Origin of the sequence: Streptomyces mutomycini (genome assembly GCF_001700505.1) — a bacterium.
GTDB classification, from domain to species: domain Bacteria; phylum Actinomycetota; class Actinomycetes; order Streptomycetales; family Streptomycetaceae; genus Streptomyces; species Streptomyces mutomycini.
In genome coordinates this window covers 31,349-54,581 of the sequence record NZ_MAPV01000043.1, presented here as the reverse complement: position 1 = coordinate 54,581, position 23,233 = coordinate 31,349, and the positions used below count along the sequence as shown (strand labels likewise).

Annotated in this window: 18 protein-coding genes; 12 read left to right on the top strand and 6 right to left on the bottom strand. The window is 70.7% G+C overall.

The window, feature by feature from the left end; genetic code table 11:
• Positions 1–680: 680 nt before the first annotated feature.
• From BFF76_RS07075 to glgB, 4 genes are all read left to right on the top strand, one after another.
• Positions 681–2,777 (top strand): alpha-1,4-glucan--maltose-1-phosphate maltosyltransferase, encoded by a 2,097-nt coding sequence (locus BFF76_RS07075; RefSeq protein WP_065847647.1) that lies wholly within the window; start codon positions 681–683, stop codon positions 2,775–2,777.
• Complete coding sequence (gene treS, locus BFF76_RS07070; protein ID WP_053929354.1) at positions 2,774–4,501, top strand: maltose alpha-D-glucosyltransferase; 1,728 nt, start codon at positions 2,774–2,776, stop codon at positions 4,499–4,501. Before BFF76_RS07075 ends, treS begins: the two co-directional genes overlap by 4 nt.
• Positions 4,502–4,730: 229 nt before the next feature.
• Positions 4,731–6,170 carry a maltokinase N-terminal cap-like domain-containing protein gene (locus BFF76_RS07065; RefSeq protein WP_065847645.1) on the top strand — a complete coding sequence of 480 codons (1,440 nt, stop codon included), beginning with the start codon at positions 4,731–4,733 and terminating at the stop codon, positions 6,168–6,170.
• A 41-nt stretch (positions 6,171–6,211) separates the two neighbouring features.
• Entirely contained in the window at positions 6,212–8,635 is a 2,424-nt protein-coding gene (gene glgB / locus BFF76_RS07060; RefSeq protein WP_079122335.1) for a 1,4-alpha-glucan branching enzyme, read from the top strand.
• Positions 8,636–8,693: 58 nt separating this feature from the next.
• Here the strand turns inward: glgB and BFF76_RS07055 are convergent, their stop codons facing one another.
• Positions 8,694–9,035, bottom strand: coding sequence for a hypothetical protein (locus tag BFF76_RS07055; protein WP_065847643.1), 342 nt, complete (start codon positions 9,033–9,035; stop codon positions 8,694–8,696).
• A gap of 82 nt (positions 9,036–9,117) precedes the next feature.
• Positions 9,118–10,116 (bottom strand): hypothetical protein, encoded by a 999-nt coding sequence (locus BFF76_RS07050; RefSeq protein WP_065847642.1) that lies wholly within the window; start codon positions 10,114–10,116, stop codon positions 9,118–9,120.
• A 475-nt stretch (positions 10,117–10,591) separates the two neighbouring features.
• Between BFF76_RS07050 and BFF76_RS07045 the strand changes: the two genes are divergently transcribed.
• Positions 10,592–10,864, top strand: a complete 273-nt coding sequence (locus BFF76_RS07045; RefSeq protein WP_031091553.1) for a type II toxin-antitoxin system Phd/YefM family antitoxin — start codon at positions 10,592–10,594, stop codon at positions 10,862–10,864.
• Complete coding sequence (locus BFF76_RS07040; RefSeq protein ID WP_065847640.1) at positions 10,857–11,309, top strand: PIN domain-containing protein; 453 nt, start codon at positions 10,857–10,859, stop codon at positions 11,307–11,309. The genes BFF76_RS07045 and BFF76_RS07040 overlap by 8 nt, the downstream gene beginning before the upstream one ends.
• Before the next feature lie 11 nt (positions 11,310–11,320).
• On the opposite strand, the gene trxA is transcribed toward BFF76_RS07040, so the two are convergent.
• From trxA to BFF76_RS07025, 3 genes are all read right to left on the bottom strand, one after another.
• Positions 11,321–11,665, bottom strand: a complete 345-nt coding sequence (gene trxA, locus BFF76_RS07035) for a thioredoxin (protein WP_053929358.1) — start codon at positions 11,663–11,665, stop codon at positions 11,321–11,323.
• Positions 11,662–12,078: a MerR family transcriptional regulator gene (locus tag BFF76_RS07030; protein ID WP_053929380.1), complete on the bottom strand. Its 417-nt coding sequence runs from the start codon at positions 12,076–12,078 to the stop codon at positions 11,662–11,664. Before BFF76_RS07030 ends, trxA begins: the two co-directional genes overlap by 4 nt.
• A gap of 291 nt (positions 12,079–12,369) precedes the next feature.
• Positions 12,370–13,743, bottom strand: a complete 1,374-nt coding sequence (locus BFF76_RS07025; protein WP_031091547.1) for a cation:dicarboxylate symporter family transporter — start codon at positions 13,741–13,743, stop codon at positions 12,370–12,372.
• 154 nt (positions 13,744–13,897) lie between these two features.
• On the opposite strand from BFF76_RS07025, the gene BFF76_RS07020 reads away from it, so the two are divergent.
• The 3 genes from BFF76_RS07020 (at position 13,898) to BFF76_RS07010 (ending at position 17,016) form a co-directional block, all read left to right on the top strand.
• A complete protein-coding gene (locus BFF76_RS07020) occupies positions 13,898–15,556 on the top strand; it encodes a sensor histidine kinase (RefSeq protein ID WP_065847638.1) in 1,659 nt (552 codons plus the stop codon).
• A complete protein-coding gene (locus BFF76_RS07015; RefSeq protein ID WP_053929360.1) occupies positions 15,553–16,227 on the top strand; it encodes a response regulator in 675 nt (224 codons plus the stop codon). Before BFF76_RS07020 ends, BFF76_RS07015 begins: the two co-directional genes overlap by 4 nt.
• A gap of 165 nt (positions 16,228–16,392) precedes the next feature.
• Positions 16,393–17,016 carry a helix-turn-helix domain-containing protein gene (locus BFF76_RS07010; RefSeq protein WP_234316684.1) on the top strand — a complete coding sequence of 208 codons (624 nt, stop codon included), beginning with the start codon at positions 16,393–16,395 and terminating at the stop codon, positions 17,014–17,016.
• Between the two features lie 65 nt (positions 17,017–17,081).
• Here BFF76_RS07010 and BFF76_RS07005 read toward each other — a convergent pair whose 3' ends face one another.
• Complete coding sequence (locus BFF76_RS07005) at positions 17,082–18,107, bottom strand: ATP-dependent 6-phosphofructokinase (protein ID WP_031091542.1); 1,026 nt, start codon at positions 18,105–18,107, stop codon at positions 17,082–17,084.
• 241 nt (positions 18,108–18,348) lie between these two features.
• On the opposite strand from BFF76_RS07005, the gene pta reads away from it, so the two are divergent.
• The 3 genes from pta to pyk all read left to right on the top strand — a co-directional run bounded on the left by pta (position 18,349) and on the right by pyk (position 23,182).
• Positions 18,349–20,421, top strand: a complete 2,073-nt coding sequence (pta, locus tag BFF76_RS07000; protein WP_065847636.1) for a phosphate acetyltransferase — start codon at positions 18,349–18,351, stop codon at positions 20,419–20,421.
• Positions 20,422–20,462: 41 nt separating this feature from the next.
• Positions 20,463–21,680: an acetate kinase gene (locus BFF76_RS06995; RefSeq protein WP_107418398.1), complete on the top strand. Its 1,218-nt coding sequence runs from the start codon at positions 20,463–20,465 to the stop codon at positions 21,678–21,680.
• 74 nt (positions 21,681–21,754) lie between these two features.
• Positions 21,755–23,182, top strand: a complete 1,428-nt coding sequence (gene pyk, locus BFF76_RS06990) for a pyruvate kinase (protein ID WP_031091539.1) — start codon at positions 21,755–21,757, stop codon at positions 23,180–23,182.
• Positions 23,183–23,233 lie beyond the last annotated feature (51 nt).

Sequence of the window (23,233 nt, the reverse complement as noted above, 5' to 3'; positions counted from 1 at the left end):
GATCCGAGGGGACGCACGACGGTGGGCGCCCTCTCCGTCACCCTCGACGGTAGCGGTGCACCCCCGCACGCAACCACGGCGCGCGACCGGCTCAGTGGGCCCGGTGCGGCGCGGCACGCCCGCCCCGGCCCCCGGCACCGCACGGCGCGCGCCCTCCCGCTGCCGGCTCCTGGACCACCCCTGCCACCGGGGCCCGGCGAGTGCCTCCGGCCCCTCGCACCCCGCGCGCCCCATGGGCCAGATGCACCAGTCACGTACCCCTCTGTCACGGGCGATATGGCTGATTTCCTCACCTCACGCGGACTTGTGGCACCCCGCACCACAGGGAAGGCTTCACAGGTGCCCGCGTGACGGCCGGGGGACCGGCGCGCGGCCCACAGCGCGTGCGTCCGTCGCACCCAGGAGTTAACACACCGTCGGGATTGACCGCCCGAAAGCGGTGGGAAGGCTCCCCCGGAAACACCCCGCGCTGCACATCCCAGGTGCCCCGGTCCGAGCACGATCCGTCCGTGCACCTGCCATTCGAGTGAACGCGGACAGGAGCTGCCATGCCCACAGCCCGCCAGCCGACAGTCGAGCAGCTACAAAGGACGCAACCCCACCATCGCGGCGCGCGCGGTCAGCCCCTCACGCCCACGCCGCGCGCCGTGCATGCCGAGCTCCGACCCCCAGGTGATTCCATGATCGGTCGCATTCCCGTCCTGGACGTACGTCCGCTCGTCGACTGCGGCAGACGGCCCGCCAAAGCCGTCGCGGGCGAGACCTTCGAGGTCAGCGCCACCGTGTTCCGCGAGGGCCACGACGCCGTTGCCGCCAACGTCGTCCTGTGCGACCCGAACGGACGGCCCGGCCCCTGGACGCCGATGCGCGAGCTGGCCCCGGGCACGGACCGGTGGGGGGCCGATGTCACCCCCGGGTCCGAGGGCCGCTGGACGTACACCGTCGAGGCGTGGAGTGATCCGGTCACCACCTGGCGCGTGGCCGCGCAGATCAAGATCCCGGCGGGCATCGACACCGCCCTGGTCCTCGACGAGGGGGCCGAGCTGTACGCCCGCGCCGCCGAGGGCGTACCGAAGAAGGACGGCCGTGAGGCCGTGCTGGCCGCCGTCGACGCGCTGCGTGACACGGACCGCCCCGCGGCCTCCCGGCTCGCGGCCGCGCTGACCGCCGAGGTGGACGAGGCGCTCGGCCGCCACCCCCTGCGCGAGCTGGTCACCGCGTCCCGTCCGCTGCCGCTGACCGTCGAGCGCCGGCGCGCGCTGTACGGCTCCTGGTACGAACTGTTCCCGCGCTCCGAGGGTGCGCGGCAGGAGCCGGTGGCTCCGCCGAAGCCCGCCCGGAAGCCGCGGGCCACGAGGACGGCGAAGACCGCCGCCGCCACGCGGAAGAAGGCTCCGGCTGTCACGGCGGACATCCCCCAGCCGGCCACCAGATTGGTCAGCGGCACCTTCCGGACCGCCGCCGAACGGCTTCCGGCCGTGGCCGCGATGGGCTTCGACGTCGTCTATCTGCCACCGGTCCACCCCATCGGGACCACCCACCGCAAGGGCCCGGACAACAGCCTCACCCCCGGCCCCGACGACCCGGGGGTGCCCTGGGCGATCGGCTCGGCCGAGGGCGGCCACGACGCCGTCCACCCCGGTCTCGGCACCCTCGACGACTTCGACCACTTCGTGGAGACGGCCCGCAGGCTGCGGATGGAGATCGCGCTGGACTTCGCGCTCCAGTGCTCCCCGGACCACCCCTGGGTGACGGAGCATCCCGAGTGGTTCCACCACCGCCCGGACGGGACCATCGCCTACGCCGAGAACCCGCCCAAGAAGTACCAGGACATCTATCCGATCGCGTTCGACAAGGACCTGAGCGGGATCGTCGCCGAGACCGTCCGTGTCCTGCGGTTCTGGATGGAGCACGGCGTACGGATCTTCCGCGTCGACAATCCGCACACGAAGCCGGTGGTCTTCTGGGAGAAGGTGATCGCCGACATCAACCGCACCGACCCGGACGTGATCTTCCTGGCGGAGGCCTTCACCCGCCCCGCGATGATGCGCGCGCTGGCCTCCGTCGGCTTCCAGCAGTCGTACACGTACTTCACCTGGCGTAACACGAAGCAGGAGCTCACCGAGTACGTCACCGAGCTCTCGGGCGAGAGCTCCTCGTACATGCGGCCCAACTTCTTCGTGAACACGCCCGACATTCTTCCCGGTTACCTCCAGGACGGCGGACGTCCGGCCTTCGAGGCGAGGGCCGTGCTGGCCGCGACGCTGTCCCCCTCCTGGGGCGTGTACGCGGGCTTCGAGCTGTACGAGAACACCCCGGTGCGTCCCGGGAGCGAGGAGTACCAGAACTCCGAGAAGTACCAACTCAGGCCCAGGGACTGGGAGTCGGCGGAACGTGAGGGCCGCTCGATCGCTCCCCTGATCACCTCCCTCAACCGGATCCGGCGTCGCCATCCGGCGCTCCAGCAACTGCGCGACGTGCACTTCCACTCGGTCGACAACGAGGCGCTGATCGTCTACAGCAAGCGCTCCGGCACGGACACCGTCCTCGTGGTCGTCAACCTCGACCCCCACCACACCCAGGAGGCCACGGTCTCGTTGGACATGCCGCGCCTCGGCCTCGACCGGCACGAGAGCGTGCCGGTGCGCGACGAGCTCACCGGCGACACCTATCACTGGGGCAGGACCTTCTATGTGCGCCTCGAACCGGGTGTGACACCCGCGCACATCGCGGTCCTGCGACCGTCCCCGCCGACCGGAGGGTCACCCACACCATGATCGTCAATGAGCCTGTCCACGACCTGTTCGAGGACACTCCCGCCAAGGACCGCGATCCCGACTGGTTCAAGCGCGCCGTCTTCTACGAGGTACTCGTCCGGTCCTTCCAGGACTCCAACGGGGACGGCGTCGGTGACCTCAAGGGCCTCACCGCCAAGCTGGACTATCTGCAGTGGCTGGGCGTCGACTGCCTCTGGCTGCCGCCGTTCTTCAAGTCGCCTCTGCGGGACGGCGGTTACGACGTCTCCGACTACACCGCCGTGCTGCCCGAATTCGGCGACCTCGCCGACTTCGTGGAGTTCGTCGACGCCTCGCACCAGCGCGGCATGCGCGTGATCATCGACTTCGTCATGAACCACACGAGCGATCAGCACGACTGGTTCCAGCAGTCCCGCACCGATCCGGACGGGCCGTACGGCGACTACTACGTCTGGGCCGACGACGACAAGCAGTTCCCGGACGCGCGGATCATCTTCGTCGACACGGAGACGTCCAACTGGACCTTCGACCCGGTCCGCAAGCAGTACTACTGGCACCGCTTCTTCTCGCACCAGCCCGATCTCAACTACGAGAACCCGGCGGTGCAGGAGGAGATCATCTCGGCACTGCGCTTCTGGCTGGACCTCGGCATCGACGGCTTCCGCGTCGACGCCGTGCCCTACCTCTACCAGCGCGAGGGCACCAACTGCGAGAACCTCCCGGAGACCCACGACTTCCTCAAGCGGGTCCGCAAGGAGATCGACGCCAACTACCCGGACACCGTGCTGCTGGCCGAGGCCAACCAGTGGCCGGAGGACGTCGTCGACTACTTCGGCGACTACACGGCCGGCGGCGACGAGTGCCACATGGCGTTCCACTTCCCGGTGATGCCCCGGATCTTCATGGCCGTACGGCGCGAGAGCCGCTACCCGGTCTCGGAAATCCTGGCGAAGACCCCCGCGATCCCGTCCGGCTGCCAGTGGGGCATCTTCCTGCGCAACCACGACGAGCTCACGCTCGAGATGGTCACGGACGAGGAACGCGACTACATGTACGCGGAGTACGCCAAGGATCCGCGGATGCGGGCCAACATCGGCATCCGCCGGCGACTCGCGCCCCTGCTGGACAACGACCGCAACCAGATCGAGCTGTTCACGGCTCTGCTGCTGTCCCTGCCGGGCTCCCCGATCCTCTACTACGGGGACGAGATCGGGATGGGCGACAACATCTGGCTGGGCGACCGCGACGCCGTACGCACCCCGATGCAGTGGACGCCCGACCGCAACGCCGGTTTCTCCTCCAGCGATCCGGGGCGGCTCTACCTCCCCACGATCATGGACCCGGTCTACGGCTACCAGGTCACCAACGTCGAGGCGTCGATGGCCTCGCCGTCCTCACTGCTGCACTGGACGCGCCGGATGATCGAGATCCGCAAGCAGAACCCGGCGTTCGGCCTCGGCTCCTACAGCGAACTCCCGTCGTCGAACCCGGCGGTCCTCGCGTTCACCCGTGAGTACAAGGACGACCTCGTGATGTGCGTCCACAACTTCTCGCGGTTCGCGCAGCCGACCGAGCTGGATCTGCGCGACTTCAGCGGACGTCATCCGGTGGAGCTGATCGGCGGGGTGCGCTTCCCGGCCGTGGGCCAGTGGCCCTACCTGCTCACTCTCGCCGGCCACGGCTTCTACTGGTTCCGCATGCGGAAGGACGCTCCGGCCGGCATCCCGCCACTGCCCGCCAACTGACGGCGCATCAACTGACCGGCGTCACCTGCGGGGCGGTTTCCGCCGTCCCGCAGGGGGCACTCTGACCCCATATGGAGCTCTTCGGGGTTCCTGAGGGCCCATGATCCTCTTTGGTCGAGTCCGTACGGACTTTCCTCACCCGACACGTCCCGCACAGCCGGACAGCCATTGCCGCAATCCGGGACACTCTTCGCATCCTGTGGTGTGCCCGGGGAAAGGACGCGATGCCATGTCGGAGGCTGCATCCACTCGAGTCGCCCTGGCGAAGAACACAACGTCGAGAAAGACGACAAGAAGACATACGAGCGCCACGGGCACCACGGCGCTGCTGCCGTCACTCGCCCCGCTGCTCCACGAGTGGGTGCCCCGTCAGCGGTGGTTCGCCGGCAAGGGGCAGCCCGTCACCGGATTCTCGCTCGTCGCGGCGACGGAGATACTGCCACTGGACGCCACGGGCACGGGCCCCGGGCTGCTGCACCTGCTCGTCCGGGTCCACCAGCCGAGCGGCCGCCCCGCGCAGACGCAGGGCGACTGCTACCAGCTCCTGCTCGGCGTGCGCACCGCACTGCCCCAGCGGCTGGCGGACGCACGCATCGGCCAGGTCACCGAAGGACCGCTGGCCGGCCGCACCCTGTACGAGGGGCTGCACGACCCGCGCGTCGCCGCCCTCCTGCTGGAACGGCTCCGCAACCCCGGATCCCTCGGCCCGCTCCGCTTCGACCGCGCGCAGCCCATCCCACCGGGTCTCACGCCGCGCTTCCTGGACACCGAGCAGTCCAACTCCTCGCTCGTCTACGGGGACGCGCTCATCCTGAAGATCTTCCGCAGGGTCTTCCCCGGCACCAACCCCGATCTCGAACTGCCGCTCGCGCTCGGCCGTGAGGGCTGCGGCCGGGTACCCGCACCGGTGGCCTGGTTCGAGGCGGACACGGGCCCGGAACCGCTCACGCTCGGCGTGCTGCAGCCGTTCCTGCACGGCGCGCAGGACGGGTGGCAGCTCGCGCTCGCCGCCCTGACCGACGGGCGGGACTTCGTCGCCGAGGCCCATGCCCTCGGCAGGGCGACGGCCGAGGTGCACACGGCGCTCGCCGCCGCGCTGCCGACGCCGTCCCTGGCCCAAGACCGGACCAGGGACCTGGTGGCCGGGATGGTGGAACGCCTGGAGGCGACCGCACAGGCGGTCCCGGCGCTCGTCCCGTACGTACCGGGGCTGCGGGCCGCCTTCGACGCCGTCGCGGCACTCGGGGACACGGGGCGCGGCTGGGCCGCCCAGCGCGTCCACGGCGACCTGCACCTGGGCCAGACCCTGCGCGGGGAGGACGGTTTCTGGTCACTGATCGACTTCGAGGGCGAGCCCTCCAGGCCGCTGCCCGAGCGCCGCAGCCCGCAGCCGACGGTGCGCGACGTCGCGGGGATGCTGCGTTCCTTCGACTACGCGGCCCGCTCGCACCACCCGTGGAACCCCGAATGGGCGGCCCGCTGCCGTGCCGCGTACTGCGAGGGCTACGCCCGCGCGGCGGGCTCCGACCCGCGCGCCGAACCGGAGCTGCTGCGCGCCCACGAGACCGACAAGGCGGTGTACGAGGTCCTGTACGAGGCCCGGAACCGCCCCGACTGGCTACCGGTCCCGATGGCCGCGATCCAGCGCCTGGCCGCCATGCCCGCGTGACCTGCGCCACCCATCACCCATCTTCCGAGGAGGCTGTCTCCGTGACCGCCCGCAAGCCGTCCCGCAAGCCGTCCGATCCCATCGAGGTCCCGCCCACCGCCAAGCCGGTGACCGCAGAGGTCACCGCCGCCGCGCCGGCCGCCACCGCTCCGGCCACCGGCCCCGCCGACGCGGACGCACCTGCCGAGTCGGCCCCGCCACCGCCCGCCAAGCGTGTCCGGGCCAGGCGGACGACCGCGGCCGGCGGCACCCCGCCCCGTCCGCGCCGCGGCGGGGGCAGCAAGAACGTGCTGCCCGCCACCGCCCTGGACGACGCGGACCGGGGACGGCTGCTCGCCGGCGAGCACCACGACCCGCACGGCGTCCTGGGCGCGCACCCGGCCTCGGGCGGTGTGCTCTTCCGGACGCTGCGCCCCCACGCTCGCAGCGTGGCGGTGGTGGTCAAGGGCAAGCGGGCCGAACTGCAGAGCGACGGCGACGGCTTCTTCTCCGGGGTCCTGCCATTGTCCGGCGTGCCCGAGGAGTACCTGCTGCGGGTCGCCTACGAGGACGACACGATCGAGGTCGAGGACCCGTACCGGTTCCTCCCCGCCATCGGCGAGCTCGATCTGCATCTGATCGGCGAGGGCCGGCACGAGGAGCTGTGGAAGGCGCTCGGCTCCGAGCCGATGGAGCACAAGGGCGTGAAGGGCACCCGGTTCACCGTGTGGGCGCCGAACGCGCGCGGGGTCCGTGTGACGGGCGACTTCAACTACTGGGACGGCACGGCCTGCCCCATGCGCTCCCTCGGCTCCACCGGCGTATGGGAGCTGTTCCTCCCCGGCGTCGGCGAGGGCGCCGTCTACAAGTACGACATCTGCCGGCCCGACGGCTCGCACACCCAGCGCGCCGACCCGATGGCCCGCAGCACCGAGGTGCCGCCCGCGACCGCCTCGGTGGTCACCGCGTCCCACCACGAGTGGCAGGACGCGGACTGGATGAGCCACCGGGGCGACCGCCCGGTCCACGAGGCCCCGTTCTCCGTCTACGAGGTCCATCTGCCGTCCTGGCGCCCGGGCCTCAGCTACCGCCAGCTGGCCTCCCAACTCCCGTCGTACGTACGGGAGCTGGGCTTCACCCATGTGGAGCTGATGCCGGTCTCCGAGCACCCCTTCGGAGGGTCCTGGGGCTACCAGGTCACCGGTTTCTACGCGCCGACGTCCCGCATGGGCACCCCGGACGACTTCCGCTTCCTGGTCGACGCGCTGCACGCGGCGGGGATCGGCGTCCTGATGGACTGGGTGCCGGCGCACTTCCCCCGCGACGACTGGGCGCTCGCCGAGTTCGACGGCCGCCCGCTGTACGAGCACTCCGACCCGAACAGGGCCGCGCACCCGGACTGGGGCACCCTGGAGTTCGACTACGGCCGCAAGGAGGTCCGTAACTTCCTCGTCTCCAACGCCACTTACTGGTGCGAGGAGTTCCACATCGACGGGCTGCGGGTCGACGCGGTGGCCTCGATGCTGTACCTCGACTACTCGCGCGAGGACGGCCAGTGGTCGCCGAACGAGTTCGGGGGCCGGGAGAACCTGGACGCGGTCGCCTTCCTCCAGGAGATGAACGCGACGGTCTACCGGCGCAACCCCGGCGTCGTCACGATGGCGGAGGAGTCCACCGCCTGGGACGGCGTCACCCGCGCCACGGACCACGGGGGGCTCGGCTTCGGCCTGAAGTGGAACATGGGCTGGATGCACGACTCCCTCGTGTACGTGTCCAAGGAGCCCATCCACCGCAAGTACCACCACAACGAGATGACCTTCTCGATGGTGTACGCGTACAGCGAGAACTACGTGCTGCCGATCTCGCACGACGAGGTGGTGCACGGCAAGCAGGCCCTGGTCAGCAAGATGCCGGGCGACTGGTGGCAGCGGCGCGCGAACCACCGGGCCTACCTCGGCTTCATGTGGGCCCACCCCGGCAAGCAACTCCTCTTCATGGGGCAGGAGTTCGCACAGGGCGCCGAGTGGTCCGAAGGCCACGGCCCCGACTGGTGGCTGCTCGACGAGACGTACGAGGCCAGCGGCGACCACCGTGGCGTCCGCAGCCTGGTCACGGACCTCAACGCCGTGTACAACGCGCTGCCGGCCCTCTGGCAGCGGGACACCGATCCCGGGGGCTTCGCCTGGATCGACGGTGGCGCGGCGGAGGACAACGCGTTCTCGTTCGTGCGCTACGACGCCGACGGCTCACCACTGATCGCCGTCTCCCACTTCTCCCCCGTGGTGCGCCAGGACTACCGCATCGGCGTACCGGACGGGCCGCAGGCGTGGGTGGAGATCATCAACACGGACGCGGACCGGTACGGCGGCAGCGACGTGCGCAACGAGGGACCGCTGAAGCCGGAGGCGGTACCGGCCCACGGCAGGGACACCAGCATCACGCTGACGCTGCCGCCGCTGGCGACGGTGTGGCTGCGGCCGGCCTGACGTGAGTGACGAGGGGCGGCTCACCGCTTCCGCGGGTGCGCCGCCCCTCCTTCACGGCTCACCCGCGGGATGCGGAGCCCTGCAGACCTTCGACGAGCTCGATGAGCGGCGCCAGGACCCGAGGCAGATCGCCCTCGGAGCTCAGCTCCTGTTCGTCCTGCCACATGTACTCGCTGCGGGAGTCGATGAAGAGGAGCGAGGCACTTCCCGATTCCCAGACGAACACGTGCCCCAGGCGCTCGCCTGATTCCAGGGTGAGGCTCACCGCCGTGGCTTTCGGACGCCCCCGGGTCGGTGTCCCACGATGCGGCCGGTTCACCACGGCGCCGATTCCGCGAGCGCGGAGCCCGTCCTGGTGTGCGGCATGCCAGTTGATGAGCCAGTGGGCGCTCTCCCGCATTTCGCCCCCTGCTGTCACGGTGGACCGAGTCGTCGAACCTGATCGTACGAACCCGTGTCCGAGTCCACCAGCCCGGCATCCCTCAGGGTGCCCGCATCAGGTTGCGCATGCTGCCCACCAGCGCGTGGATGTCGCGCGCGCCGGGCAGTTCGGACTCTGCGGGCCCGGGGGCTCCGGCCCCCTCCCGGACCGCCGCACGGCAGGGGCGGCAGAGGCCGTCCGGGAACGCGTCGGCCGGGCCGGGCCGGCCGCATTCGGAGCACTCCACCAGGAGACGCCGCGCGGGGGCGTCAGGTCCGGCGGGAGCAGAAGCCTCCGGGAGCCGGGGTGGGAGCTTGTCGGTGAGGCGACGGCGTACGAATCCGACGGGCGAGCCGACCTGCGCGGGGAGGCCGGACGTCAGGGCCTGGGTGAGGTAGTCGGCGTCCACGCCGCGTGCGAACCACTCCCCGGCGAGCCGCTCCGGCACCGCGCAGTCCTCGGCGGAGAGGGCCAGGCGGGGATCGGTGCGGCCCAGGCGGGCCAGGGCGACGTACGCGGCCGAGGGGGCGGCGTCGGGGGCCGGGGCGGACGTCGTTCGCTGCTGCGGTACGGCGGGCGCGCAGACGGCTTCCTGGGGAGCGGGGGCCCAGGCCGGCGGCTCGCTCGCCTTCTGGAGGGGTGCGCCCTCTCGCCCGGACGCCTCGCCCGCAAGGTGCGTGGTCCACCACTCGTTGTCGTGGGCGGTGCGGGACCAGTAGGTGCGCGTCACCCAGCGGCTCTGGCCGAGGGTTTCGACACGGCAGCGTACGTGGCGGAGGTGACCGGCGACGGCGAGCGTGCGCAGGGCGGTGCCGATGGCCATCTGCCCGTACAGCGGGAGGTCCTTGGCCAGCGACTTGATGTCCATCGCCGCACCGTCGGGAAGGTGGTCGACGTACCCGGCGACGTACCGCTCACGCTCGGGAAGAAGCGCGAAGTCGGCTGGCTGGGCGAGGGGTTGATCGGGTACGGAGCGCTTGCCGTAGCCGGCGCGTGCCTGGCGGTACGGGCGCGAGGGTGCGGGGGCGCACGGGGCGGAGCTAGGGTGCTGGATAGCCACGAGATCGTCTTTCTAGGGTATCGATCTTGGGGTGAGACCCCGGCCGGTGCTACAACACCGCGTCGGGGTCGTTTCGTTGTGGGCACCGTAGGCATCCGCGACTCTGCGCCGCAACTCGGTCACGATTAGTCATACTTGCTGACCGTGACGGGGTAGGGAGGGTGGTCAGGTTTTCCCAAACCCTTTCTTTCCCAGCCGGATGAACGACATCGCTCGAATCCCGGCCCCCGGACTCCGACCCCCGAATCCCGAAGCTCAAGCGCCGGGCCCGGAGCCCTGTGCGTACGCTCGAAGGAGTGACCGGCCCGCTTCCGATGCTCGAACCCCGGCCCCCGAGACCCGAGGCGAGCTACGCCCTTCCCCCTCCGCGCAGCGACGACAGCACCAGCCGCCCGTACCGCGACGCCGTCCGTCCGCCGCCTGGGTCCGGAGTCGGCACCAGGCCACTACGTAGAACAAGTAGTACACTCACGCCATGGGCGACAACAGGGAAGTCCCGCTTCGCGAGCTGAACCAACAGACCTCGCGGGTCATGGCACGTGTCCAAGCCGGCGAGACGGTGACCATCACCAAGGACGGCGTACCCATAGGGGACATCGTTCCCCGGGGGTCCCGCCTGAGTCGGCCCTCTTATCCCTTCCGCACCGACCCGATGGGCCGACTGGACCTTCCCGATCTCGGCGGCCCGGCACTCACCGACGACGAGATCGACGCCACGCTGAGGGGTATGGGCGCGATCGATGACTGACAGCCCGGTCGCGATCGCCGACACAAACGCCCTGTACCGGCTGTTCACCCCCAAGGACCCCGGCCATGCGGCGCACAGGGACGCGCTCGCCTCGGTGGGGCATCTCGTGGTGTCGCCGATGGTCCTCACCGAACTGGACTATCTGCTCACCTCCCGGGTCGGCGCCCGCGCCTCCATGAACGCACTCGACTTCGTCGCGGGCCAGGTGGAGGCCCGGCGCTTCGAAGTCCCGGAAGTGACCACGCACCTGCGCGGCGCCATGGCAGTCATGCGGGGATACGAGGATGCCGACAACGGCCGAGGGGTCGGGCTGGCCGACGCGATGAACGTGGTGCTCGCCGCCGCTTTCCGGACCGCGGACCTCTTCACCTCCGACCGCCACTTCCGGATAATGCGCCCGCTCACCGGCCATCCGGCATTCCGGCTGCTGCCTGGCGACCTGTGAGCCCACGGCCGTCAGACCGCCGCCGGGAGCACGTCCTCAAGGTCCTGGAGCAGGCGGCGCTTCGGACGGGCGCCCACCATCGACTTCACCGGCTCGCCGGCCCGGAAGACCATCAGGGTCGGCATCGACAGCACGGCGTAACGGCTGGTGATGCCCGGGTTGTGGTCCACGTCGATCTGCACCACCTTGACACGGCCGGCCTGTTCCTTCGCGATGGCGCCGAGCACCGGGGCGAGCTGGCGGCACGGGCCGCACCAGTCGGCCGTGAACTCGACCAGCACCGGGGTAGCTGCTCCCAGTACCTCCGCGTCGAACGTCGCGTCCGTCACCTCGGCGACACCTTCCGCATGGATCATTTCTCGTCCTCCCAGTTCAGTTCGCACCGTGGTTCGGGGCCGCCGGGCAGTTCGGCCGAAGCCTCCAGTTCGGCGCGGGCCAGTTGCGCGCCCACCTCCGCACGGACCCCCTGCAACTGGCCGATGAGTGAGTCCAGTTCATTGATCTTGCGCCGGTAGACGGCCAGTGACGCCGGACAGGCGTCGCCCGCCGGGTGGCCGGCGCGCAGGCAGTCGACGAAGGGGCGGGTCTCCTCCAGGTCGAATCCGAAGTCCTGAAGGGTCCGGATCTGCCGGATCTGCCGCAGGTCGTCCTCGTCGTACGTGCGATAGCCGTTCTCCGCGCGGCGCGCGTGAAGGAGGCCCCGTGATTCGTAGTACCGCAGCGTCCGTGTCGTCGTCCCGGCGCGTTCGGCCAGTTCCCCGATTCGCATACCGCGACCGTAATCCTTGACGTCGGCGTCAAGGCAAGGCGCCCTGAGCCAGGGGGCGCAGGACACGGCACCGCTGCCAGTCGGTTCGAACAGCTCACCGACGGACATGGCGCATGTCCCGGCGTCCGCCCTCGTGCGCACGCTGACGGCCTCCTCAGGGAACAGGGAAAGACGGGCGACCTGGGACACGAGTGGGTGGCCGGGCCACGACAGGAGCGGCCGGTACGGGAGTCCCGTACCGGCCGCACTCATCTGTCTGTATCGCTACGCCTTCCGGCGTCTTACGCCTTCTTACGCCTTCGCCAGCGAAGGCTTCTCGTCGGCCTCGACGTCGCCGTCGCGCGACTCCGGGACGTGCGGCTCGCCGCCGTGGGCGTCGTCCGTCATCGTCTTCTCGTCGAACGGGAGGGAGCCGGAGAGGACCTGGTCCACCCGCTCCCGGTCGATCTCCTTGGTCCAGGTGCCGACCAGCACCGTGGCGACGGCGTTGCCCGCGAAGTTCGTCAGGGCGCGGGCCTCGCTCATGAAGCGGTCGATGCCGACGATCAGGCCGACACCGTCGACCAGTTCGGGGCGGTGCGACTGGAGACCGCCCGCGAGGGTGGCCAGACCGGCGCCGGTGACGCCCGCCGCGCCCTTCGACGCGATCACCATGAAGATCAGCAGCGAGATCTGCTCGCCGATGGTCAGCGGGTCACCCGTCGCGTTGGCGATGAAGAGCGAGGCCATCGTGAGGTAGATCGCGGTGCCGTCGAGGTTGAAGGAGTAGCCGGTCGGCACGGTGATGCCGACGACGGGCTTGCTGACACCCATGTGCTCCATCTTCGCGATCAGCCGCGGCAGGGCCGACTCGGAGGAGGAGGTGGAGAGGATCAGCAGGAACTCGCGGCCCAGGTACTTCAGCAGGGTGAAGATGTTGACCCCGGCCACCAGGCGCAGGATCACGCCCAGGATCAGGAACACGAAGACCGCGCAGGTGACGTAGAAGCCGATCATGATGATCGCGAGGGACTTCAGCGCGTCCACGCCGGTCTCACCGACCACGGCCGCCATCGCACCGAAGGCGCCGACCGGGGCCACCCACATGATCATGGCGAGGATGCGGAAGACGAGGCGCTGGATGTGACCGATGCCGCGCAGGACCGGTTCGCCCGCCGAGCCCATGGCCTGGAGCGCGAAGCCGGCGAGCAGCGCGATGAGGAGGGTCTGCAGGACCTCGCCCTCGGTGAAGGCCGACACCATCGTGGTCGGGATGATGCCGAGCAGGAAGTCGACGGTGGACTCGCTTTCACCCGCCTGCGCCTCGCCCGCGGCCCGGGCCGCGTCGGTGAGGTGGAGGCTGGAACCGGGCTCCAGAAGGTTGCCGACGACCAGGCCGATGGCCAGGGCGACGGTCGACATCACCAGGAAGTAGCCGAGGGCCAGACCGCCGACGGCACCGACCTTGGCGGCCTTCCGTACGGAGCCGACCCCCAGCACGATCGTGCAGAAGATGATCGGCGAGATCATCATCTTGATGAGGTTGACGAAGCCTGCGCCGATCGGCTTGAGCTCCACGGCGAAGTCCGGAACCACCAGACCCACCGTGATGCCCAGCACCACGGCGGCGATCACGGCGATGTAGAGGTAGTGGGTGCGGTCCCGTCGTGCGGCTTTCTCTGCCACGGGGGTCTCCTCGGGTATACGGCGGCTCCCCGTCCCTGGGGGCCCCGGTGACTATTCACTTCCCTGTGACGGCCGTCACCGTTGCGTTCATATCGTTCACAGATGCTTATCAGCCACCTTGGGCCGGGTGCCCCCGCCAGGCAGACTGGGTGCCATGCGCCTGCCCCGAACCCTCCCCCGCAGCCTGGCCGGCCAGCTGTTCGCGATGCAGGCCCTGCTCGTGGCCGCGGTCGTGGCCGGGTGCGCCTTCTTCGCGTACGCCTCCGGCCGGTCCCAGGCGGAGGAGACCGCGGCCCGCCAGGTGAGGGCCGCCGCGCTCGCCATGGCCGGATCGCCGTCGGTGCGGGAGGCGATCCGTACCCCGGACCCGTCCGCCGTACTCCAGCCGTACGCGGAACAGGTGCGCGAGGACACCGGGATCGCCTTCGTGACGATCATGAATCCGGACGGGGTCCGCTGGACCCACCCCGACCCCGGCCAGATCGGCCGGAGCTTCATCGGGCACACCGAGCGCGCCCTGCTCGGCGAGACGTTCGAGGAGACCTACACCGGCACGCTCGGCCCCTCGATACGCGTCGTCACGCCGGTGCGCGACGGGGACAGGATCGTCGGCCTGGTCAGCGCGGGCATCACCGTCGAGCGGGTGTCCACCCAGGTACGGGAGCAGCTCGGCGCCCTCGGGACGGCGGCGGGAGCCGCCCTGACGCTCGGCGCGCTCGGGACGTACGTGATCAACGCGCGGCTGCGGCGGCACACGCACGGGATGAACGCCGGCGAGCTGAGCCGGATGCACACCTACCACGAGGCCACGCTGCACGCGGTGCGCGAGGGGCTGCTCATGCTGGACGGGCAGCGCCGGGTCGCCCTGATCAACGACGCGGGCCGGGAGCTGCTGGGGCTGGCGCCGGGGTCGGTCGGGCGCCGGGTCGACGAGCTGGCGCTGCCGGCATCGCTGACGGGGGCGCTCCTGGCGTCCGAGCCGCGGGTGGACGAGGTCCACCTGACGGCGGACCGGGTGATCGTCGTCAACACCAGCCCCGTGGTCGGAGGCGAGCGGCGCGGCACGGTCGTGACGCTGCGGGACCATACGGAGCTGCAGGCGCTCTCGGGTGAGCTCGACTCGGAGCGCGGTTTCACCCAGGCGCTGCGCTCACAGGCGCACGAGGCGGCGAACCGGCTGCACACCGTGGTGTCGCTGATCGAGCTGGGAAGGGTCGAGGAGGCGGTGGACTTCGCGACGGCCGAGCTGGAGCTGGCCCAGGTGCTCACCGACCGGGTCGTGGACGCGGTCGCCGAGCCGGTGCTCGCCGCACTGCTGCTCGGCAAGGCGGCGCAGGCCAACGAGCGCGGTGTGGAGCTGGTGCTCACCGAGGACAGCCTGATCGACGACGGGGCCCTTCCGCACTCCCTGGCGCCGCGGGACCTGGTGACGATCCTCGGCAATCTGATCGACAACGCGGCGGACGCCGCCTCGGAGACGGCGACCGGCGAGGCCGGCGGGCCCGTCCCCGCGCAGCGCACCGCGACACGGGCTCTGGTCACGGTGACCGCGCGGACGGATTCCGGCGAGTTGTTGCTGCGGGTGGCGGACACAGGTGCGGGGATCGGCCCGGCCGACGCGGACGAGGTGTTCCGGCGCGGCTGGACGACCCACGGCACGGGCCGTGGCCTCGGCCTGGCACTCGTGAGGCAGGCGGTCCACCGCAACGGAGGGACGGTGACCCTGGGCAGGGCCGCGGGTGGCGGCGCGGAGTTCACGGTGCGGCTGCCGCTGGCCGGCCGTACGGCGGGGACGGAGGTGGCCGCACCGTGATCAGGGTGCTGGTCGTGGAGGACGATCCGGTGGCCGCTGACGCCCATCAGCTGTACGTGGGCCGGGTGCCGGGTTTCGAGGTCGCCGCCGTCGCCCACTCCCGGGCCGAGGCTGTGCGGGCGCTGGACCGTACGGAGGTCGACCTGCTGCTGCTCGACCTCTACCTGCCCGACGGGCACGGTCTGCAGCTGCTGCGCTCGCTGCGGGCTGCGGGGCACGGCGCGGACGTCATCGCGGTGACGTCCGCGCGCGATCTGGCGGTGGTGCGGGAAGGCGTGTCGCTCGGCGTCGTGCAGTACGTGCTGAAGCCGTTCACATATCCCACGCTGCGGGACCGGCTCGTGCGGTACGCCGAGTTCCGGGCGGCCGCCGGTGAGGCGAGCGACCAGGAGGAGGTGGACCGGGCGCTGGGCGCGCTCCGGGTCTCCGACCCGGCCACACTGCCCAAAGGGCTGAGCGGCCCGACGCTGGGGGCGGTGACCCGGGCCCTGCGGGAGGCACCGGACGGGGTGACCGCGGCAGCCGCCGGTGAGGAGCTGGGGATCTCCCGGATCACCGCCCGCCGCTATCTGGAGCATCTGGTGACGGCGGGCCGGGCCGTGCGGCGGCCGAGCTACGGTCAGGTCGGCCGCCCCGAGCTGCATTATCACTGGGTGGCTGAAACCCGCTGATGGGTCCGGCCACCCCGGGAGGGGTGTCCTAGGAGGATCGCACGAAGGGTAAACCGTTAGGAACAGCCTGTAGCCAGGCAGTTCCCGGGCTTCTACGGTGGTGCGGTGCACCCCACTCCGCCCTTCAACGCCCCCGCCGCGCGCCGACTCCGCGAGGCGCTGGGAATGGCTCCCGGACATGTTGCGTACGGGCTCGGCGCCCAGTACGGGCTGCGGATCACGGCCGAGACGGTGATGGCCTGGGAACGCGGCACGGCCCTGCCCGGTGAGCGCGAACTGATGGCGCTGGCCGGTGTCCTGTGGTGCGCGCCGGGCGAACTGCTGGCCGCCGCGAGCACCTTGCGCGAGCACCGGCTGGCCCGGGACATCGCGGTCGACGATCTGGCGCGTTCGCTCGGGATGACGGGTGCCGCGTACCAGCGGGTCGAGGAGTCCGGGCGGTGGCGCGGCAACGAGCGCCAGGCCGTGGCACTCTGCGACGCTCTGGACATGTCGGCGGCGCAGTTCCTGACGGCGACCGGCCGGAACGAGGAGCTGGCGGAGCTGCTGACCAGGGCGGTCACGACCCGGTGGCAGGCATACGTGAGGCCGGTGGACAAGCTCGTCCCGCTGGACCGCGTCCTCATCCAGGACGTGCTGGAGCAGCTGCACGCCGACTACCAGGCCCTGATGGTGTCGACACTGAGCTGGAACACCACGGGCCGGGACCGGGCGGGGACGGCGGGCGACGCGGGGCGGGAGTTCCTGGACCGGGTGGTCGAGGAGTTCTGGCGGACGGCCGGGATCTGAGGGCCGGGGAACGGCAGCGGCCCCCGCCGTCCTTCGTGGACGGCAGGGGCCGCGTGTGCGGGGGCTCAGAAGACCGACTCGGCCTCGTACATCCGGTCGCTGGGGACCGTCTTCAGGCGGGTCACCGCGTCCGCCAGCGGGGCCATCACGATCTCGGTACCGCGCAGCGACGTCATCCGGCCGAAGTCACCGCGGTGCACGGCCTCCACGGCGTTCCACCCGAAGCGGGTCGCGAGCACCCGGTCGTACGCGGTCGGTGTGCCGCCGCGCTGCACGTGGCCGAGGATGACCGGCTTGGCCTCCTTGCCGAGGCGCAGCTCCAGCTCGGCGGCGAGACGGTTGCCGATGCCCTGGAAGCGTTCGTGACCGAACTGGTCGATCTCGCCCTTGGCGTACGGCATGGAGCCCTCGGCCGGGTGCGCTCCCTCGGCGACGCAGATGACGGCGAACTTCTTGCCGCGTGCGAAGCGTTCCTCGACCATCTTGACCAGGTCGTCGATCTGGAAGGGCCGCTCCGGCAGGCAGATTCCGTGGGCGCCGCCGGCCATGCCGGACTCCAGGGCGATCCAGCCCGCGTGGCGGCCCATGACCTCGACGACCATGACCCGCTGGTGCGACTCGGCGGTAGTCTTCAGCCGGTCTATGGCCTCGGTCGCGACGCCCACGGCGGTGTCGAAGCCGAAGGTGCGGTCGGTGGCGGAGATGTCGTTGTCGATGGTCTTCGGGACGCCGACGACGGGCATACCGGCGTCGGACAGCATGCGGGCCGCGGTGAGCGTGCCCTCGCCGCCGATCGGGATCAGCGCGTCGATGCCGTAACGGAGGGAGAGTTCCGCGCAGTTCTCGGCGGCCTCGCGCAGCCGGTCGCGCTCGAGGCGCGCCGAGCCGAGGATCGTGCCGCCGCGGGCCAGGATGCCGCTTACCGCGTTCAGGTCGAGTGGGCGGAAGTGGCCGTCGAGCAGCCCCTTGAAGCCGTCCTCGAAGCCGATGACCTCGTCGCCGTGCCCCACCACCGCGCGGTGCACGACCGACCGGATCACAGCGTTCAGGCCTGGGCAGTCGCCGCCTGCGGTGAGAATTCCGATGCGCATCCTGCTCTGTCTCCTGCTCGCTAGTGCCGTGGACTCCGAGGACCGTCGAGAAACCCCCGTACCGTGAGCCATGACGATTGTCCCACGCCTGGCCGGGACCCGGCGCTTCCGGCCGCACGGCGGGGACCGTTCGGGGCGCCCGGTGGCCCCCTCCCGGGCACGTTGCCCGGCGGGCGGCTCACCTGCTCCGGTAGGTATCGTCAAAAGGGCGATACAAGCCAAAGAGGACGGGAGACCACGCGTGGCGCGCAGCGTGTACGTGACCGGGATCGACAGGGGAGACGGCCGCCAGGTCGTCGATCTGGGAGTCATGGAGCTACTGACGCGTCAGGTGGACCGGGTCGGCGTCTTCCGGCCGCTGATCCACGACGGGCCCGACCGGCTGTTCGAGCTGCTGCGGGCCCGTTACCGGCTCTCGCAGAGCCCGGAGACGGTCTTCGGCATGGACTACCAGGAGGCGTCCGCCGTCCAGGCGGAGAAGGGCACGGACGAGCTGGTCTCACTGCTCGTCGAGCGATTCCACCGGGTGGCCCGCGACTACGAGGTGGTCCTGGTCCTCGGCAGCGACTACGCCGCCACCCAGCTCCCCGACGAGCTGGCCCTGAACGCGCGGCTCGCCAACGAGTTCGGCGCCTCGTTGATCGCGGTGGTCGGCGGCAAGGACCAGGACGCCGGGTCCGTCCGGGCCGAGACGCGCAACGCCTACCGGGCCTACGCCGGCCTCGGCTGCGACGTACTGGCGATGATCGTGAACCGGGTGGCGTCCGCGGACCGCTCGGACATCGCCGAACGGCTGGGCGCGCAGCTCCCGGTCCCGTGTTCCGTACTGCCGGACGACCCCGCGCTCTCGGCGCCCACCGTCGCCCAGATCACCGCCGCACTGGGCGGAACGGTTCTGCTCGGCGACGACTCGGGCCTGGCCAGGGACGCGCTGGACTTCGTGTTCGGCGGTGCCATGCTGCCGAACCTCCTGAAGGCCCTGACCCCCGGCTGCATGGTCGTCACCCCCGGCGACCGCGCGGACCTGGTCATCGGTTCGCTCGCCGCGCACAGCGCCGGCACACCGCCCATCGCCGGCGTCCTGCTGACCCTGAACGAGCGCCCCGGCGAGGAGATACTCCGGCTGGCGGCCCGTCTCGCGCCGGGTACCCCGGTCGTCGCGGTGACCGGCGGCTCCTTCCCCACGGCGGCTGAACTCTTCGCCCTGGAAGGCAAGTTGAACGCGGCGACGCCCCGTAAGGCGGAGACCGCCCTCGGCCTCTTCGAGCGCCACGTGGACACCGGCGCGCTGCTGGAGCGGATCTCGCTGGCCCGCAGCGGCCGGGTCACCCCCATGATGTTCGAGCACGAGCTCCTGGAACAGGCCCGCTCCGACCGGCGCCGGGTCGTCCTGCCCGAAGGCACCGAGGAGCGCGTCCTGCGCGCCGCCGACGTCCTGCTCCGCCGCGACGTCTGCGACCTGACCCTCCTCGGGGACACCGACGTCATCCGCAAGAAGGCCGCCGACCTGGGCATCGACCTCGCGGAGACCCAGATCGTCGATCCGCAGACCTCCGAGCTGCGCCAGCCCTTCGCCGAGCGCTACGCCGCGCTGCGCGCACACCGCGGAGTGACGGTGGAGCTGGCACACGACGTCGTCTCGGACGTCAACTACTTCGGCACCCTGATGGTCCAGGAGGGCCTGGCCGACGGCATGGTCTCCGGCTCGGTGCACTCCACGGCGGCCACGATCCGGCCGGCGTTCGAGATCATCAAGACGAAGCCGGACGCCTCGATCGTCTCCTCGGTGTTCTTCATGTGCCTCGCCGACAAGGTCCTGGTCTACGGCGACTGCGCGGTCAACCCGGACCCGGACGCGGAGCAGCTCGCCGACATCGCGGTGCAGTCGGCCGTCACCGCGGCGCGCTTCGGTGTGGACCCGCGGATCGCGATGCTCTCGTACTCGACGGGCACCTCGGGTTCGGGCGCCGACGTCGACAAGGTGCGGGAGGCCACGGAGCGGGTACGCGCCTCACGGCCGGACCTGAGGATCGAGGGCCCGATCCAGTACGACGCGGCGGTCGAGCCGTCCGTCGCCGCGACCAAGCTGCCGGCGTCGGAGGTGGCGGGCCGGGCGACCGTGCTGATCTTCCCGGACCTCAACACCGGCAACAACACCTACAAGGCGGTCCAGCGTTCGGCGGGCGCTGTCGCGGTCGGCCCGGTCCTGCAGGGGCTGCGCAAGCCGGTCAACGACCTGTCCCGCGGCGCGCTGGTCCAGGACATCGTCAACACGGTGGCCATCACCGCGATCCAGGCGCAGAGCGAGGAATGACCGCGATGACCACCGACCCGACCAGCGAAGGTTCCCGCTCCATGACAGACGCCCCGGCCGACGCCCACCGCGTACTCGTGCTCAATTCCGGCTCCTCGTCGGTGAAGTACCAGCTGCTGGACATGCGCGACCGGTCACGGCTGGCCACGGGGCTGGTCGAGCGGATCGGCGAGTCCTCCTCCCGGCTGGTGCACACGCCGCTGAAGGGCGGGGAGCCCCGCGAGCGCAGCGGCAGGATCGCCGACCACGGGGAGGCACTGAAGGCCGCGGCCGACGAGCTGGCCGCCGACGGCCTCGGTCTCGACTCCCCCGAGCTGGCGGCGATCGGCCACCGGGTGGTGCACGGCGGGCTGAAGTTCAGCGAGCCCACGGTGATCACCGACGACGTGCTGAAGGAGATCGAGCGGCTCGTCCCGGTGGCCCCGCTGCACAACCCGGCGAACATCACGGGGATCCGCACCGCGCAGGCACTGCGCCCGGACCTGCCGCAGGTCGCGGTCTTCGACACGGCGTTCCACACGACGATGCCGGAGCACGCCGCCCGGTACGCGATCGACGTCGAGACGGCCGACGCGCACCGCATCCGCCGCTACGGCTTCCACGGCACCTCCCACGCGTACGTGTCGCGCAGGACGGCCGAGCTGCTGGGCCGCCCGGTGGCCGACCTGAACGTGATCGTGCTGCACCTGGGCAACGGCGCCTCCGCCTCCGCGGTGGCGGGCGGCCGGTGCGTGGACACGTCCATGGGACTGACCCCCTTGGAGGGGCTGGTGATGGGTACGCGTTCGGGAGACATCGACCCGGCTGTCACCTTCCACCTGAAGCGGGTGGCGGGGATGTCGACGGACGAGATCGACGTCCTGCTGAACAAGAGGAGCGGCCTGGTCGGCCTCTGCGGCGAGAACGACATGCGGGAGATCCGGCGCCGGGTCGACGAGGGCGACGAGCGCGCCGCACTCGCGTTCGACATCTACATCCACCGGCTGAAGAAGTACGTCGGCGCCTATTCGGCGGTCCTCGGCCGGGTGGACGCCGTGGTGTTCACGGCGGGGGTAGGGGAGAACTCGGCCCCGGTGCGGAAGGCTGCGCTCGCGGGGATGGAGGGATTCGGCCTGGCCGTGGACGCGGACCGCAACGCCGTGAGGTCCGGTGAACCGCGGCTGATCTCGCCCGAAGGCGCGCGGGTGGCGGTAGCCGTCGTGCCTACGGACGAAGAGCTGGAGATCGCCGGCCAGACCTTCGACCTGATCCACAACTGAGCGGGCCCGCGCCCCTTTGTATCTTCCACCAGACGGAATATTCCGCAGTGAAACAAACCGATAGGATCCGCCTCATGCGCCGTTCCAAAATCGTCTGCACCCTCGGTCCCGCCGTCGACTCCCATGAGCAGCTCGTCGCTCTGATCGAGGCCGGCATGAGCGTGGCCCGTTTCAACTTCAGTCACGGCTCCCACGAGGAGCACCAAGGCCGTTACGACCGGGTCCGCGAGGCCGCCGTCGAGACCGGCCGCGCGGTCGGCGTGCTCGCCGACCTGCAGGGCCCCAAGATCCGCCTCGGGAAGTTCGCCGAGGGGCCCGTCGAGCTGGTCCGCGGGGACGAGTTCGTGATCACCTCCGAGGACGTGGCCGGCGACAAGTCGGTCTGCGGCACCACCTACAAGGGGCTGCCGGGTGACGTCACCAAGGGCGACCCGATCCTGATCAACGACGGCAACGTCGAGCTGAAGGTCGTCTCGGTCGACGGCCCGCGGGTCACCACCATCGTCATCGAGGGCGGTGTCATCTCCGACCACAAGGGGATCAACCTCCCCGGTGCGGCGGTCAACGTCCCGGCGCTGTCCGAGAAGGACGTGGAGGACCTGAGGTTCGCCCTGCGGATGGGCTGCGACCTGGTCGCGCTGTCCTTCGTGCGGGACGCCGAGGACGTCAAGGACGTGCACAAGGTGATGGACGAGGAGGGCCGCCGGGTCCCCGTCATCGCCAAGGTCGAGAAGCCGCAGGCCGTCGAGCACATGGAGGGCGTCGTCGCCGCCTTCGACGGTGTGATGGTCGCCCGTGGTGACCTCGCCGTCGAGTACCCGCTCGAGAAGGTCCCGATGGTGCAGAAGCGCCTCATCGAGCTGTGCCGCCGCAACGCCAAGCCGGTGATCGTGGCGACCCAGATGATGGAGTCGATGATCACCAACTCGCGGCCGACCCGCGCCGAGGCGTCCGACGTCGCCAACGCGATCCTGGACGGCGCGGACGCGGTCATGCTGTCGGCGGAGTCCTCCGTCGGCGCGTACCCGATCGAGACGGTCAAGACGATGTCGAAGATCGTCGTCGCCGCCGAGGAGGAGCTCCTGTCCAAGGGCCTCCAGCCTCTGGTGCCGGGCAAGAAGCCCCGCACGCAGGGCGGTTCGGTGGCACGCGCGGCCTGCGAGATCGCGGACTTCCTGGACGGCAAGGCGCTGGTGGCCTTCACCAAGTCCGGCGACACCGCCCGCCGCCTCTCCCGCTACCGCGTGGCGCAGCCGATCCTGGCCTTCACGACGGAGGAGGCCACCCGCAACCAGCTCGCGCTGAGCTGGGGCGTCGAGTCCTACGTCGTCCCGCACGTGGACAACACGGACGCCATGGTCGACCTGGTGGACGCGGAGCTGCTGAAGCTGAACCGCTACAGCGACGGCGACACGATGGTCATCACGGCCGGCTCGCCTCCCGGCGTCCCCGGCACGACCAACATGGTCCGGGTGCACCACCTGAGCGGCGAGCGCGCCTGACGCCCTCCCCGCACAACGACTGTGGCCCGNNCGGGCCACAGTCGTTGTGCG

Bases quoted from the DNA above. Each gene is read 5' to 3' on its own strand.
- BFF76_RS07020 (WP_065847638.1), top strand. From the start codon at position 13,898: ATGCGCCTGCCCCGAACCCTCCCCCGCAGCCTGGCCGGCCAGCTGTTC.
- pyk (WP_031091539.1), top strand. From the start codon at position 21,755: ATGCGCCGTTCCAAAATCGTCTGCACCCTCGGTCCCGCCGTCGACTCC.
- BFF76_RS07005 (WP_031091542.1), bottom strand. From the start codon at position 18,107: ATGCGCATCGGAATTCTCACCGCAGGCGGCGACTGCCCAGGCCTGAAC.
- BFF76_RS07045 (WP_031091553.1), top strand. From the start codon at position 10,592: ATGGGCGACAACAGGGAAGTCCCGCTTCGCGAGCTGAACCAACAGACC.
- BFF76_RS07075 (WP_065847647.1), top strand. From the start codon at position 681: ATGATCGGTCGCATTCCCGTCCTGGACGTACGTCCGCTCGTCGACTGC.
- BFF76_RS07065 (WP_065847645.1), top strand. From the start codon at position 4,731: ATGTCGGAGGCTGCATCCACTCGAGTCGCCCTGGCGAAGAACACAACG.
- BFF76_RS07055 (WP_065847643.1), bottom strand. From the start codon at position 9,035: ATGCGGGAGAGCGCCCACTGGCTCATCAACTGGCATGCCGCACACCAG.
- treS (WP_053929354.1), top strand. From the start codon at position 2,774: ATGATCGTCAATGAGCCTGTCCACGACCTGTTCGAGGACACTCCCGCC.
- BFF76_RS06995 (WP_107418398.1), top strand. From the start codon at position 20,463: ATGACAGACGCCCCGGCCGACGCCCACCGCGTACTCGTGCTCAATTCC.
- BFF76_RS07040 (WP_065847640.1), top strand. From the start codon at position 10,857: ATGACTGACAGCCCGGTCGCGATCGCCGACACAAACGCCCTGTACCGG.
- BFF76_RS07030 (WP_053929380.1), bottom strand. From the start codon at position 12,078: ATGCGAATCGGGGAACTGGCCGAACGCGCCGGGACGACGACACGGACG.
- trxA (WP_053929358.1), bottom strand. From the start codon at position 11,665: ATGATCCATGCGGAAGGTGTCGCCGAGGTGACGGACGCGACGTTCGAC.
- BFF76_RS07010 (WP_234316684.1), top strand. From the start codon at position 16,393: ATGGCTCCCGGACATGTTGCGTACGGGCTCGGCGCCCAGTACGGGCTG.